This is a genomic window from Arthrobacter sp. T2-23 (assembly GCF_055398325.1).
Window position 1 is genome coordinate 1,756,095 of sequence record NZ_AP027917.1, and the last position, 13,367, is coordinate 1,769,461.

Below are 13,367 nucleotides of genomic sequence, written 5' to 3' on the forward strand. Positions count from 1 at the left end.
GGAGGCCTGCGAGGCCCTAGGAGAGTACGTCCTTGGTGGCGAACCTGGCGTAGGCGAGCGCCCCGAACACGGCCAGGTACCCGCCCTGCAGCAGGGCGTTGGCGGCGAACGAGTCCCACGCGATGGGCTGGCGCAACAAGTCGGCGAAGTCGAGCCAGCGGTGGCTGAAAAGCCATGGGTGCAGCCATTCCAGCTGCGGCAGCGCATCCGCGACCTGGGCGACGACGGCGAGCACCACCGTGGCTGCCATGGCGCCAACGGGAACGTCCGTGAGGCTGGACATGAACAGGCCGATGGCGGACAGCCCCACCAGGGACACGGCCAGGTAGGCGGCGATCAGGAGCAGGCGTCCCAGGGCTTCGGCCGCGCCGATCGTCTCCCCGGAGAGCAGGGTCACCGGCCCCACCGGGAAGAGTGCCGCCCCGATGCCGGCCCCGACGAGCGCCACCGTGAGGGGTGCGGCGACGGCGAACACTACCGCGCCGGCGTACTTCACCAGCAGCAGCCGGCCCCGGCCGGCCGGGGCCGCCAGCAAATAGCGCAAGGTCCCCAGGCCCGCCTCGCCGGCCAGGGTGTCGCCGGCCACCACGCCGATCGTCAGCGGCAGGAACAGCGGAACGGCCACCAGCATCGCGGTGACGCCGGCGAACAGCCCGTTCTGGCTGATCCGGTCCAAAAACGCGGGTCCGCGGCCGGGCGGGACGGCCGACGAGAGCCGCACCGCCACGGCGATCAGCACCGGGATCGCGGCCAGGGCGAGGAGCATGGCCCAGGTCCGGCGGCGGCGGAAGAGCACACCGAGTTCGGACGCGAGGAGCCGCAGGCCAGGGGCCCGGGCCGCGCCCTGATGAAGGGGTCTCCCCGGATCACTGGGCAACGTCAAACCCCTCCCCTGTCAGCTCGACGAAGCGGTCTTCGAGGCTGCCCTGCTCCAGGGTGAAGCCGCGCACCCGGACGCCGGCCGCGACGAGCGCCTCCACCACTTCTTCCGGCGCGGGGGCGCCGGCGACGGGCCCGGCAGGCAGCGGCGCATACAGCACCTCGCCCCTTGCCGCAGCGGTACCGCCGTCGGCCGTCAACCCCAGGCCGGCCAGCACCCTGGCGGCGGTCCCGGCGTCGGGGGTCAGCAGCCGGATCCTGGCTCGGCCGGCCCGCCGCAGCTCCGTCAGGGGGCCCTGCGCCACGAGGCGTCCGGCGCTCATGATGGCCGCGTGCGTGCAGATCTGCTCCACCTCGGCGAGCAGGTGGCTGGAGACGAACACCGTGGCGCCGTCGGCGGCGAGGGAACGCACCAGGTGCCGCACCTCCCGGGTGCCCTGGGGGTCCAGTCCGTTGGTCGGCTCGTCGAGCACCAGCAGCTCCCGGGGCACCAGCAGGGCGTTCGCGATGCCAAGGCGCTGTTTCATGCCCAGCGAGTAGGCGCGGACCTTTTTGTCCGCGGCATGCCCCAGGCCCACCCGTTCGAGCGCCGTGCGCACCCGCGCGTGCCGGGTCGCGGCAGGCGCCGCCGGATCCGCGGCGTCAAAGCGCAGGAGGTTCGCCGCCCCCGAGAGGAATGGGTAGAAGGCCGGCCCTTCGACCAGGGCGCCGACCCGCGGCAGCACGGTGCGCAGCCGCTCCGGCATCTCCTCGCCGAGCACGCGCACCGAGCCGCTTGAGGCCGCGGCCAAGCCCAACATGATCCGGATGGTGGTGGTCTTGCCTGAGCCGTTGGGGCCCAGGAAGCCGAAAACGGAGCCGCGCGGCACGGCAAGGTCGACGCCGTTGACCGCCAGTTGGCGGCCGAAGCGTTTGCTCAAACCCCGGGTCTCGATGCTCAGTTCGGCGGAGGGTGCGACGGCGGTCACCGCTCGGCGGCCGCGGCCTGGAGCCGCTCCAGCGGGACGAACCCGGCGAAGACGCGGCCGTCGTCGAGGATCAGTACGTTCACCAGGGCGCTGGAGAGGAGCCTGCCGCCGGGGACCGGGACGCTCGCCCGGGCCAGCAGCGACGCCGCGTTCCCGGGCTCCCCCGACTGCTGGGCCGGCGCCTTGCCCGGTGAGCCGGTACCGTTCAGTGCGCCGGCGGGGAGCTCGACGACGGATTCCCAGCCGGTTCCGCTGACGTGGACCTTGTCCTTGGCCGCCGGGTGTTCCTTCGGGCCGGTGGATTTGTGGTCCGGGACCGGGAGTTCCTTGACGGTGGCCCCGGGGGGCGGGCTGAACATGAAGATCGCCGCGTCGGGGGTCTCGAGCGAGAGCTTCGTGAAGACGAGGCGGAACGCCGGGTCCGCCTGGCCGCGGGCCTTCACTTCGATGCCGAGCGGCATTCCGTTCTGGCCGTCCACCGAAATCGCCACGGAGGCCAGCAGGGTGGATGAGGACTTGGGCGTGAGCACCAGCTGGTAGGCGGCCCGTCCGGCAACCTCAACGTCCGTCCCGACGGATACGTCGCTGCTCTTCTCGAGCTTGGCCAGGAGTTTGTCGGCCAGTTGGTCCGGCGCGGGCATCGCTTCTTTCCCGGAGCCGTGCCGGTCTTTCGATCCGGCCGGGAGGACGGCATGCGCGGCGGTGTTGTCCTTGGAGTTGTACAACCAGACCTCGTCGCCGTGCCGGACGACATCCCGCTCCGCCAGCCGATCCAGCACCTGGATGCGGGCGTTGTCCGGGCCGTCACGGTAGACCCTGGCGGTGTGCGGCCCGGTCAGCAGTTCCAACCAGGCGGTGTCTCCGGTCGATGCTCCCGGACCGGTCTGCGGGAGTTCCGGCAGGCCAAGGCTGGACGTTTGGTCCAGCGTCCCGGAGAACGACGTTTCGCGGTGCTGGGCAATCAACGCCAGCACCTGCTCGGGTGATTTCGCCGGCAACGGATCCCCCGCGCTGGCAGGCACGGATCCCGCCAGCACCCCGGCGGCGATCACGGCAGGAACGGTAACGGCCGGCAACCAGCGCAGCCAGAGGCGGGTCATTGCGACCGCGCACCAACATTGCAGCTCATGATTCAACATTACGCCCGGGAAGCGCCTGCATCACCGCTCCCCGGAGGATTGCTTCGACGGACTTTCCCCGCCGGGTGCCGCGCCCGCGGGCCCGGCATCCGGCACCACGGTGCCTTCGCCGCCGTCGACCGTAATCCGCTGCCCGGTGGCGATCAGCGAGGTGGCGTCCGGGACTCCGACGACGGCGGGGATGCCGTATTCCCGGGCGACGACGGCGCCGTGCGAGTTGGGTCCGCCCATCTCCATCACGAGTCCGCCGGCGGTCAGGAATAGCGGCGTCCAGCCCGGATCCGTGGACGGCGCCACCAGGATCTCGCCGGGCTCCAGCCGCGCACCCTGGGGATCGAGGATGACCCGCGCCGCGGCGGTGACCGTGCCGGCCGACGCCGGGGTGCCGCCCAGCACTCCCGCTGCCGCACCCGTCCCGGCGGCGCGGGATTGAAGCGCCTCCGGTTCGGTCCCGTCCGAGAGCAGCACGCGCGGGATGTGCCGCCGGCCCAGTTCGCGGGCGTAGTCGGCACGGCGGAGCGCCACGACCGCGTGCAGTGACCTCCCGGCGAGGCCTTCGCGGACCTCGACCAGGTCCAGGAAGAAGACGTCGTCAGCGTCCGTGATGCGGCCGGTTCGGGCGAGTTCCGTCCCGATGGCTTGGAGTTGCCCGCGCACCGCGGCGAGGGCCTCGACGATGTGGTACTTGGGCAGTTCCCTTAGCCCGGCGAACATCCGGGTGCGTTTCAGCGCCGCCCGCACCAGCACCGCGCGCAGCCTGCCCCGCTCACCCGCGACGGCGGCCAGCCGCTGCGCCTGGGCCTCGGCGTCCCGCGCCGCCCTGCGGAATTGCCGGTCCGGGGCCTGCTCCGGATCCTCCAGCCGCAGGTAGTTGGCCAGGACGCCGAGGATGTGGACCGGGTCCTCGGACCAGCGGGGCACCCCCAGGTCAATTTCGGCCACCGCCCGGTGCCCGTAGCGGCCCAGGAAACCGGCAAGCCCGGACTGCACGGCGGCTGGCAGCTCGCGGGCCCGGTAGCGGCGGGCGAGCTCCGGCACCGTTTCGGCGTCGAACACCGCCGCGGCACCGGCGTCGGCCCGGATGGCGTCGGCGAGCTGCCAGAGCGCCAGGTCCATCTCGGTGGTCACATTGTGGGGCAGCCCCCGCAGCACCGGCTGCAGCGACCCCGGCACGGCGCTGTTTCCCAGCAGTCGGCCGGCGGCCGCCAGCAGGGCAAAGCCCAGGGCGGGCAGCGGCAGGATGCTGGGCACCACCGGGAACAGTTCGCGGCCCAGGATGCGCTCCACGTGGTCCAGCCGTTGCTCCGCGGTGGAGCCGGCCGGGACCACCAGGGCGGCCCGGAAGCGTTCGCCGAAGCGCTCCGCCCGGCGCAGCGCTGCCTCCGGCCGGAACAGGGCGCGCAGCAGCGACTCCGGGACCCTCCCCCGCGCCGCCACGGGCAGGATGTGGCGCAGCAGCCGCCAGGGCGACCGGCTGGTGACGGAGAACCGGGGGTCATCGAACAGGCTCCGCAGCACGGCCGCGGAGCGGGCTTCCATCACGTCGAACACCCGCGGCACCAGTGCCCGTCCGACGGCGCTGCGCAGCACCGGGGTCAGGTCGAAGAACAGCCGCTGCCCGGCCGGCGCGTACGGGGCGGGTCCGTCGTGCGGAGCCGGCACCTCGAAACCTGCCGCCCGGGCCACGGACGAAGCGATCAGCCGGAAGCCTGCCAGCCCCATCGGCGTCAGGGGCCGGGTCAGGCCCTGGGCCAGGCTGAAGCACAGGTAGACGCGGGTCCCGTCGGGGACCTGCCGGCGCTCCGGCAAGGGGTAGAGCGTGGTGATAGGCCGCGACTGCGTCAGCCACGCCATTCCGCCGTCGTCGATGGCCCATTCCAGATCCTGCGGCGCGCCGAAGTGCACCTCCGCGCGGCGCCCCAGAAGTTCCAGCACCAGGAGCCGGGCATCGTCGACGCAGGGCTGCGCGCCGGAGCCGGACTGGCCGACCCGAGCGGTCCCGCCGCCCGGCAGCGGCCGAATGGCCACCTCTTTGCTCCCGATCCGGCGTTCGAGGATCCGCCGGGTGGCGCTGTCGATGACGAAATGGTCCGGGTTGACCGCTCCCGACACCACGGCCTCGCCAAGGCCCGGGCTGGCATCGATGACCGCCTCGTGCCGCCTGCCGGTGACCGGGTTCGCGGTGAACAGGACCCCGGCGACGGCTGCGTCCACCATCCGCTGGACCACGACGGCGAGCGACACGGCCTCCGGGCTGATCCCGTGGGCGGCGCGGTAGCTCACCGCCCGGTCTGTCCAGAGCGAGGCCCAGCACTGCCGGACCGCCGCCAGGACCGCCTCGATGCCGACGACGTTGAGGAGGGTGTCCTGTTGGCCGGCGAAACTGGCGAACGGCAGGTCCTCGGCGGTCGCGGAGGACCTGACCGCCACCGGGGCATCCGGGCCCAGCGCCGCGTAGGCGTCGCGCACGGCCAGGACAACATCGGCCGGGACGTCCGCGGCCAGCACCAGGCGGCGCGCGGCGGCGGCCAGACCGGCGAGCCCGGGAAGGTCCTCGGCGGAGGTCGCGGCGAGGGACGCGTGGACGGCGTCGAGCCCGGCGCCCGCGGTGGCGTGCCGGTAGGCCCGGGTGGTCAGGCAGAAACCCGGTGGAACCGGCAGTCCCGCCCGCAGCAGTTCACCGAGGTTAGCGGCCTTCCCGCCGACGGCGGGCAGCAGCTCCGCGCCGATCAGTTCAAGGGCCAGGACCAGTCCGGGCTGCGGCTCCTGCCGCTGCGTCCCTGGAACGGATGTTTGTTCCACCTGACGGCCCTCCCTTGGGCGAGAAAGCGCTCGGACTACGAGCCGAGCATCGGTCCGAAGCTGGGCCTGTCGGCCAGCCGCGGGTCCTCCCGGTCCGGGACCACCATGACGGGGCCCTTGGCGTGGTGCAGGATGCCGTCGGAGGTCGATCCCAGCAGCATTCCTGCGAAGCCGCCCCGGCCGCGGGTGCCTACCACCACGAGTTCCACATGCCGGCTCGCCTCGACGAGGATGTCCACCGGGGAACCGTCCACGAGCTGGGTTTCGACCTCGAGCCGGGGGAAGTGGCTTTTGAGCCAGGCCACTCCGGCGTCGAGCTGGACCCGGATGTCGGCGAAGAGCGCCTCCCGGTCCATCGGGGCGGGAACCCAGGCGAGTGAACCGCTGTATTGCGGGACGGCGCAGACCAGGCGCAGCGGCGCGGAGAGGCGTTCGGCCTGGGCGGCGGCCTCGAGCACCGCCACGCGGGCCTGTTCGGAGCCGTCCACCCCCACCACCACGACGTTTTCGACCGGCTGGTGTCCGGACTTTTCCCGTTCGGCCCGGACATGTTTGTCATCGGTTGTCTCGCCCAGCCGGTCGCCGCAAATGAGCGGGACCGTGACCGTGGGGCATTTGGCGTGCGCAGGCAGCGCGCTGCTGACCGATCCGAGGAGCCTGCCCACGAAGCCGCCCCGGCCGCGGGTGCCAAAGACCAGCAGCTCGGCGGTTTCCGTCATCTCCAGCAGGACACCGGAGGCGTCGCCGTTCTCCACCGAGGCGTCGACGTCGATGTTGTAGCGGGCCACCTTGTCCAGGGCCTGCTTCAGGATCGCCTCGGCGCCTTCCCGGATCACCGAATCGTCGACCGTCGCGTACCCGCCGTCCAGGCCGGAGGCGGCGAAAACGGGCACCGAATAGGCGGTCACGATGTGCAGCGGGCGACGCCGGCGCTCGGCTTCCCGTGCCGCCCAGACCAGGGCGCAGTGGCTGTGGTCCGAGCCGTCCACGCCGACCACGATCCCCCGAGGAGCGTGCTCTTCGGCAGCGTCCCCCGCCGGGTCCGGCTGCACCTGTTCTCGGGCCATGGGGTCCGCCTCCTCGCGATACGTGGCTGTGTTGCGGCTATTCTGCCAGACCTGCCGGGGTACGGCCTCCATCGGCCCGGCGGGCAGGTTTTACCAAGTGTTTACACAGCGTTCGGCCGGCCCCGGAACCCGCGGAGCGACAGGCTTCCCGGCAGGTCCGGCCAGCGCAAAACGCCGTAAACCCGGGAAAAATCAAAGTGAGGCCGCCCCTGTTCACGGCCGGCAATCTTGGGTATCCTCTGAGGCAGCTGAACCGAGACTCGTCTTTCAGATCGCAGGCTCCCTTGTGGAGTGCGCCTGGGACGGGTCAGTGGAAAAGCGTTCCGGACATGGGTCCGGAACACGCATCATTCGAGGAAGGACCCCCGCAGTGTCGAGCATGCCCGCGTACGGCGGAATCGAACGGACCAGCACTGTGGTCATCGGCACGGGGCTTTCCGGACTGGCGGTGGCCAGCGAGCTGCAGCGCCGCGGGGTCGGCGCCATCGTGGTGGACGGGCTGGACCTCCTCGGCGCCGGGAACCCGGCCAACACCTCCTCGCTGCAGCGGTGCGACGCGGCGGATGCGGCCACGCTCCGGGAACGCAACGAGATCCTGCGGCACCTGCGGAACTACGCCGTCAGCCACAAGCTCGACATCCGCAATGACGTCCGCGCCCTGCAGCTGGACCACCTCGACGCCGACGGCCTGGGCGTTGGCGGCCTCGGCGCCGGCGAGGACCTTCACGACGCTGCGCACCGGATGCAGCCGTGGGCTGTCAGCACCCCCAACGGGATCCTCTACGCGGACCACCTGGTCCTCACCCGCTGCGCGCACAGCCAGTTGCGCCGCATGCTGGCCGAGCTGGGGGTGGCCGCGGGCCAGAACCTGATGGCAGCCATGCATGCGCTCGGCATGTACCTTGTCGGCGTAGGCGAACTCATCACCCCGACGCCGAAGGAAGTCCTCCGCCAGGCCAAGCTGGTGGGCCAGGCGATTTCCGCCAAGGTAAACCCGGACGGCATGCCCTCCTTGCTGTCCGGCGGATTGGCCCTGCCGGCCTAGGAGCCGCCGCCCTCGCCGTTTCCTGCGCCGTTTGTTCCTGCGCTGTATTCAGCGCCGGTGGCGTCGTCGTCGCCGGCGTTGAGGCGCCTCTTCGCCGACAGCGCCAGGGCCACGAGGATGCCCACGGCCACCGCGACGAAGAGCACGATGCTCCACGGGAACGGCTGGGAGGCGTCCGGCACCGTCGTCGGCGCGACCGTTGTGCCCGGCTGGGCGGTGCCCAGCGTCGGCACCGTGGCCGCCGCTGCGCCCGCACCCGCTGACGACGCGGCGCCTGCAGCGGTAAAGCCGAAGGTGCCCTCGATCGGGTGGCCGTCGGAGCTGGCGACCCGCCACTGCACGGTGTAGGGGCCGGCCGGGGCGCCCGCCTTGAGCTTCTGAGACGCAACATTGTCCACGATCTGCACCGCGCCGTCGGCCCAGTTGGTGCCGGCGGCGTCGTTGACCTTGATCTGGGTGCCGAGCGCCAGCGGGCGTTCGCTGAGGGTGAGCGACACCGTTGCGGGCGCTGTGGGTACCGTCGCGCCGGCGGCGGGGCTGGTCGATTCCACGGAGTCGTGGGCGGACGCAGGTCCGGCACCCAGCAGCGCGGCGCCCAGCAGGAACGCAAGCAGCGTGATCAGGCCCAGCAGGGCACCCGGAAGTTGTCTGGTCAAACGCATGGCCGGCCCGCTCCTAGTGTTGGCTTCCTTACAGACTAGGCGAGTTTGGCGGGTGGGCGCCGTCACGCCTAATAGGATTTAGCTAACACCCCTTTTCCCTCCCGGAGGACCAATTGCTTAAGCAGGGCTCTGCACTCGACCGGTATTTCAAGATTTCCGAGCGGGGGTCGAACTTCTCACGCGAGATCCGTGGCGGGTTCGCCACGTTCTTTGCCATGAGCTACATCGTGGTGCTGAACCCCCTGATCCTCTCCGGCCCGGATTCCTCCGGCGGAACGCTCGGCTTCCCGGCCGTCGCGGCCGTGACCGCCCTCGTGGCCGGCATCCTGACGATCCTCATGGGAGCCTGGGCCAAGCACCCCTTCGCGCTGGCAACCGGCCTCGGCGTGAACGCCTTCGTGGCCGTCACCGTCGCCACCAACCCGGGCCTGACCTGGCCGGACATGATGGGCCTGGTGGTCCTCTCCGGCGTCACCATGCTGATCCTGGTGCTGACCGGCTTCCGGACTGCCGTGTTCCGGGCCGTCCCCGAAGGGCTGAAGACGGCGATCGTCGTCGGCATCGGCCTCTTCATCGCCCTGATCGGCCTGGTCAACGCCGGCTTCGTCCGCCGCATCCCGGACGTCGCGGGCACCACCGTCCCCGTGGGCCTCGGCTTCGACGGCAAGCTCCTCGGCTGGCCCACGCTGGTGTTCGTGATCGGCCTGGTCCTGACCATCGCCCTCGTGGTGCGCAAGGTCAAGGGCGCCATCCTGATCGGCATCATCACCTCCACCATCCTGTCCGTGATCCTGGAATTCACCCTGCACATCGGGCCCAGCTTCGACGGCAAGAACTTCAACCCCCAGGGCTGGTCCCTCGTGGCGCCCAAGTTCACCGACTGGGCCGCCCCGGACCTGTCCCTGATCGGCAAGGCCAACCCCTTCGGCGCGTTCGAGCACCTCGGCTTCGTGGCCGCCACCCTGCTGGCCTTCGTGATCCTGCTGAGCATCTTCTTCGACGCCATGGGCACCATGGTGGGCCTGGCCACCGAGGCCGGCACCATCGACAAGGACGGCAACATCCCCAACGTGGACCGTGTGCTGCAGATCGATGCCCTCGGTGCCATCGTGGGCGGCGGCGCGTCCGTCTCCTCCAACCAGATCTACGTCGAGTCCGGCGCCGGCATCGGCGAGGGCGCCCGGACCGGCCTGGCCTCGATCGTCACGGGCCTGCTGTTCCTCGTCGCCATGTTCTTCACCCCGCTGATCAACCTGGTGCCGTTCGAAGCCGTGGCTCCGGCGCTCGTCGTCGTCGGCTTCATGATGGTCTCCCAGGTCGGCAAGATCGACTGGCAGGACTGGGGCATCGCGATCCCGGCGTTCCTGACCTTCACGCTGATGCCGTTCACGTACTCGATCGCCAACGGCCTGGGCGCCGGGTTCATCTCCTTCGTGCTGATCCGTCTGGTCCAGGGCCGCGCCCGCGAGGTGCACCCGCTGATGTGGGCCGTGGCTGCCGCATTCCTGCTGTTCTTCGGCATCGGCCCGATCGAGGCCGCGCTCGGCATCCACTAGGGGCTCCCCCGCGTTTAACCGGTTTTGGGAAAAAGTTCCGGGATTTGGGACACTGCGGCGGTGGCGCTGCTGGTTTTCCCGCCCGGGCTGGGGTGAGCTAGGTGCATGCCTTCTCCCGCCACTACCGTTGATCTCCCGCCGCAGCCCTGGACCGGGCGGTTCGACGGCGATAGCGCCGAGCACCGCCGCTGGTGGCAGGCCGTGACGCCCTACTGGGCGCACCGGCTTCCGCACCCGCAGCGGGCCGGCTCCTCCGCCCCGCGGCCCGCCGTCGTCCTCGGCTTCGGCAGCGACGCCGGCGTACGCCGCAACAAGGGCCGGGTCGGGGCGGCGGCTGCGCCCGCCGCCATCCGTGCCGCCCTCGGTCCGCTCGCCTTCCATCTGGACCGGGAGGTGCACGACGCCGGCGACGTCACCGTCACCGGTGACGCACTGGAGGCCGGGCAGGCGCGGGCCGGGCTCGTCGTCACGGCACTGCTCGACGCCGGGGCCCTGCCCGTGGTGCTCGGCGGCGGCCACGAAACCGCCTTCGCCAGTTACCTCGGCGTCGCCGGCTCCGCCTCGGTCCGCGAAGGCCTCCGGGTGGGCGTGCTGAACCTGGACGCCCACTTCGACCTCCGCGACGAGCCGGTGCCCAGTTCCGGCACCCCGTTCCTGCAGATGGCCCGGGCCGAAGCCGCCGCGGGCCGCGAACTGCGGTACGCCGTCGTCGGGATCTCCGAACCCAACAACACCCCCGCGCTGTTCCGCACCGCCGCCGAACTGGGAGTGGACTACCTGCTGGACGAAGACTGTTCCGCGGAGGCGGCGCACGCCTTTGTGGCCGCGTTCCTGGCGCAGGTGGACGCGCTGTACCTGACCATCGACCTGGACGTGCTGCCGGCGTCGGTGGCGCCAGGGGTAAGCGCCCCGGCCGCCTACGGCGTCCAGCTGCCGGTGATCAGCGGGGTCTGCCGGCAGGTGGCCGCGAGCGGGAAGCTGCTGCACCTGGACGTTGCGGAGCTCAACCCGGAGTTCGACGTCGACGGCCGCACCGCCAGGGTCGCCGCGCGGCTGATCAACACGCTGCTCCGGTAGGCCGCGGGACCTCAGATGGCCGTGTGCGGTGCCTGGCCCTCGTCGCCGTGCTGTTCCACCGCCCGGCGCTCACGCAGCCGGTCCAGCCGGTTCATCACCGGCGCCGTCGTCGCGCCGTGCAGCACGATCGACATCGCCACCACCAGCCCCACAAAGGCCCAGAGCCGCTCCGCTTGGGCTCCGAAATTCCCGTGGCCGAGGGCGTAGGCGAGGTAGTACAGGGAGCCGATACCGCGGATCCCGAAGAAGGAGATGGCGATGCGTTCGCGGGGGCCGGTCTTGCCCCGGGCCAGCCCGAGCCAGCCGGCCAGCGGGCGCACCAGCAGCAGGAATGCCAGCGCCACGAGCACCTCGGCCCAGCCGATCCCGGCCAGCAGGCCGCGCGCGATGGCCCCGCCCAGCAGGACCAGGATGACCACCGTCAGGAGCCGCTCCAGCTGCTCCACGTAGGAGTGCATGACGCGGTGGAAGCCGTGCGTGCGCTCGGCGGCCCGGATGGTGACGGCGCAGACGAACACCGCGACGAAGCCGTAGCCCTCCACCATCTGCGTGACGCCGTAGGCCAGGAACGTCGCCGCCAGCGCCACGAAGCCCTCGGAGTGGTTGGACAGCCGGACGCTCTCATGCCGCGCCGTAAAGAAGAGCCGCCCCAGCAGCTTCCCCGTGGCCAGTCCGAGCAGCACGCCGACGCCGATCCGCCAGAGCACATCCACCGCCAGAAAGTGCCCCAGCCAGCCGGACGGCGACGCCCCCACGAAGCTGATGGCGATGGCGAGGTAGACGAACGGGAACGCCAGGCCGTCGTTCAGGCCAGCCTCGGAGGTCAGTCCGAAACGGATCTCGTCCTCCCGCTCGGTACCTGCCTCCTCGTCGGCGGGCTCCCCCACCTGCACCTCGGAGGCCAGGACCGGATCGGTGGGGGCCAGAGCTGCCGCGACGAGGAGCGCGGCGCCCAGGCCGAAGCCCAGGAACCAGAGCCCCAGCAGGGTCAGGCCAATGATGCACAGCGGCATGGCCAGGCCGAGCATCCGCCAGGTCGTTGACCACTGCCGCCGTCCGAGCGGCCGGTCCAGCGCCAGCCCGGCGCCCATCAGCGAAACGATGACGCAGACTTCAGTCAGGGAGGTGACGAATTCACCGTGCTGCAGCGGATCGGGGTCCGGCAGGGCGGGCATCAGGGTAAACGCCAGCATGCCCGCGCCGAGGAAGACCATGGGCATCGAGAGGGGCGCCTTGCGCAGCAGCTTGGGCAGCACGGCCGCGATGAAAACGGCGATGCCGGCCGCCGTATAGATAACACTGGGAGCCTCAAACACGTGCACGTCCTCCTGCCGCGAGCGGGATGCGGGCCTGGAATGGGTCGAGGCGCCGTTCCAACCAGAACGGCGCCCCTCGCCTCAAAAGATATACCGCCACCTGCACACTATCGGCTCCGGGCGGGTAAGCCACGCCGGACAGACTAGAATGGAGGGCGGCCAACCGGCCGGATTCTAGGAAAGACCAGTCAATGAACACACCCACAATGCAGACCCAGGCCGCTGACACGACGTCCATCAGGCTCTCGTTTGCCAGCGCCGACGAGGTCCACCACGGCCTCGAAAATGCCGTCAACACACTCATCGCCTCGGCCGTCCGGGACCGCCGGTGCGGGATCCGGGTCACCCGGCACGAACCCGGCGCCTACACGGTCGCGCTCGACGATACCGTGCCCTTCGGCGAAACCCACGAGGACGTCGCCGCCTAGCCTGCGCGGGCTGCGAGACGGCAAAGGGCCGGTGCGGGGAACTCCCCTCACCGGCCCTTCTGCTTGCCGCTGGCGGCGCGGGGCGACTAGCTCCGCCGCACCTGCACGCCGTCCGACTTCAGGAAGAGCTGCGCCTCGGACGGCGCTCCCGGCACGAGCCAGAGCACGTTGCCGCTGGCCGAGACCTCTTCGACTTCTCCTGCCGCCAGCAACTGTGCGTGCTTCACAATTTCGACCCGGTCCCCCGTCTTGAGGCTCCTCCAGTCGGAAACCGTGCCGGCCAACGCCGTGCGCCTGGACATGACCGTCCCGCGTGCTTTCATGAACTGCTACCCCTTTGTAGGTTCGTTTTTTAATTTTTGGGCCACAACATCCTTGGTGTGGGCTTTGTCATATTTTTACTACATTTCCCTTGGCCCCGTTGGCCG

General features: G+C 70.8%; 12 protein-coding genes. 4 read left to right on the forward strand and 8 right to left on the reverse strand.

The annotated features are described in order from the left end of the window. Positions 1–16: 16 nt before the first annotated feature. The 5 genes from ACZ5Z0_RS08070 to ACZ5Z0_RS08090 are packed head-to-tail and all read right to left on the reverse strand — an operon-like array spanning position 17 to position 6,855. A complete protein-coding gene (locus ACZ5Z0_RS08070; RefSeq protein ID WP_464110751.1) occupies positions 17–877 on the reverse strand; it encodes an ABC transporter permease in 861 nt (286 codons plus the stop codon). Then, a complete protein-coding gene (locus ACZ5Z0_RS08075; RefSeq protein ID WP_464110658.1) occupies positions 867–1,847 on the reverse strand; it encodes an ABC transporter ATP-binding protein in 981 nt (326 codons plus the stop codon). The genes ACZ5Z0_RS08070 and ACZ5Z0_RS08075 overlap by 11 nt, the downstream gene beginning before the upstream one ends. Next, a complete protein-coding gene (locus ACZ5Z0_RS08080) occupies positions 1,844–2,947 on the reverse strand; it encodes a LolA family protein (protein WP_464110659.1) in 1,104 nt (367 codons plus the stop codon). Before ACZ5Z0_RS08080 ends, ACZ5Z0_RS08075 begins: the two co-directional genes overlap by 4 nt. Before the next feature lie 60 nt (positions 2,948–3,007). Then, a complete protein-coding gene (locus ACZ5Z0_RS08085; protein WP_464110660.1) occupies positions 3,008–5,788 on the reverse strand; it encodes a PEP/pyruvate-binding domain-containing protein in 2,781 nt (926 codons plus the stop codon). Between the two features lie 35 nt (positions 5,789–5,823). Then, positions 5,824–6,855 (reverse strand): universal stress protein, encoded by a 1,032-nt coding sequence (locus ACZ5Z0_RS08090; RefSeq protein WP_464110661.1) that lies wholly within the window; start codon positions 6,853–6,855, stop codon positions 5,824–5,826. A 379-nt stretch (positions 6,856–7,234) separates the two neighbouring features. On the opposite strand from ACZ5Z0_RS08090, the gene ACZ5Z0_RS08095 reads away from it, so the two are divergent. Then, the gene (locus ACZ5Z0_RS08095) at positions 7,235–7,900 is read left to right on the forward strand and encodes an FAD-binding protein (RefSeq protein ID WP_464110752.1); all 666 of its coding nucleotides are present in this window, start codon (positions 7,235–7,237) and stop codon (positions 7,898–7,900) included. On the opposite strand, the gene ACZ5Z0_RS08100 is transcribed toward ACZ5Z0_RS08095, so the two are convergent. Further along, positions 7,897–8,562: a copper resistance CopC family protein gene (locus ACZ5Z0_RS08100; protein WP_464110662.1), complete on the reverse strand. Its 666-nt coding sequence runs from the start codon at positions 8,560–8,562 to the stop codon at positions 7,897–7,899. The two genes, ACZ5Z0_RS08095 and ACZ5Z0_RS08100, sit on opposite strands and share 4 nt — an antisense overlap. Positions 8,563–8,675: 113 nt before the next feature. Here ACZ5Z0_RS08100 and ACZ5Z0_RS08105 point away from each other — a divergent pair, with 113 nt between their 5' ends. Further along, the gene (locus ACZ5Z0_RS08105; RefSeq protein ID WP_464107951.1) at positions 8,676–10,118 is read left to right on the forward strand and encodes an NCS2 family permease; all 1,443 of its coding nucleotides are present in this window, start codon (positions 8,676–8,678) and stop codon (positions 10,116–10,118) included. Positions 10,119–10,223: 105 nt separating this feature from the next. Beyond that, positions 10,224–11,195 (forward strand): formimidoylglutamase, encoded by a 972-nt coding sequence (gene hutG / locus ACZ5Z0_RS08110; protein WP_464107952.1) that lies wholly within the window; start codon positions 10,224–10,226, stop codon positions 11,193–11,195. An 11-nt stretch (positions 11,196–11,206) separates the two neighbouring features. Here hutG and ACZ5Z0_RS08115 read toward each other — a convergent pair whose 3' ends face one another. Further along, the gene (locus tag ACZ5Z0_RS08115) at positions 11,207–12,511 is read right to left on the reverse strand and encodes a cation:proton antiporter (RefSeq protein ID WP_464107953.1); all 1,305 of its coding nucleotides are present in this window, start codon (positions 12,509–12,511) and stop codon (positions 11,207–11,209) included. A gap of 191 nt (positions 12,512–12,702) precedes the next feature. Between ACZ5Z0_RS08115 and ACZ5Z0_RS08120 the strand changes: the two genes are divergently transcribed. Continuing rightward, entirely contained in the window at positions 12,703–12,939 is a 237-nt protein-coding gene (locus tag ACZ5Z0_RS08120) for a hypothetical protein (protein ID WP_464107954.1), read from the forward strand. Positions 12,940–13,025: 86 nt separating this feature from the next. Here the strand turns inward: ACZ5Z0_RS08120 and ACZ5Z0_RS08125 are convergent, their stop codons facing one another. Then, positions 13,026–13,262 (reverse strand): hypothetical protein, encoded by a 237-nt coding sequence (locus ACZ5Z0_RS08125; protein WP_464107955.1) that lies wholly within the window; start codon positions 13,260–13,262, stop codon positions 13,026–13,028. Between the last annotated feature and the right edge of the window lie 105 nt (positions 13,263–13,367).

Excerpts from the sequence above, each read along its gene's own strand:
- ACZ5Z0_RS08100 (WP_464110662.1), bottom strand. The coding sequence starts at position 8,562 with ATGCGTTTGACCAGACAACTTCCGGGTGCCCTGCTGGGCCTGATCACG.
- ACZ5Z0_RS08090 (WP_464110661.1), bottom strand. The coding sequence starts at position 6,855 with ATGGCCCGAGAACAGGTGCAGCCGGACCCGGCGGGGGACGCTGCCGAA.
- hutG (WP_464107952.1), top strand. The coding sequence starts at position 10,224 with ATGCCTTCTCCCGCCACTACCGTTGATCTCCCGCCGCAGCCCTGGACC.
- ACZ5Z0_RS08120 (WP_464107954.1), top strand. The coding sequence starts at position 12,703 with ATGAACACACCCACAATGCAGACCCAGGCCGCTGACACGACGTCCATC.
- ACZ5Z0_RS08125 (WP_464107955.1), bottom strand. The coding sequence starts at position 13,262 with ATGAAAGCACGCGGGACGGTCATGTCCAGGCGCACGGCGTTGGCCGGC.
- ACZ5Z0_RS08095 (WP_464110752.1), top strand. The coding sequence starts at position 7,235 with ATGCCCGCGTACGGCGGAATCGAACGGACCAGCACTGTGGTCATCGGC.
- ACZ5Z0_RS08080 (WP_464110659.1), bottom strand. The coding sequence starts at position 2,947 with ATGACCCGCCTCTGGCTGCGCTGGTTGCCGGCCGTTACCGTTCCTGCC.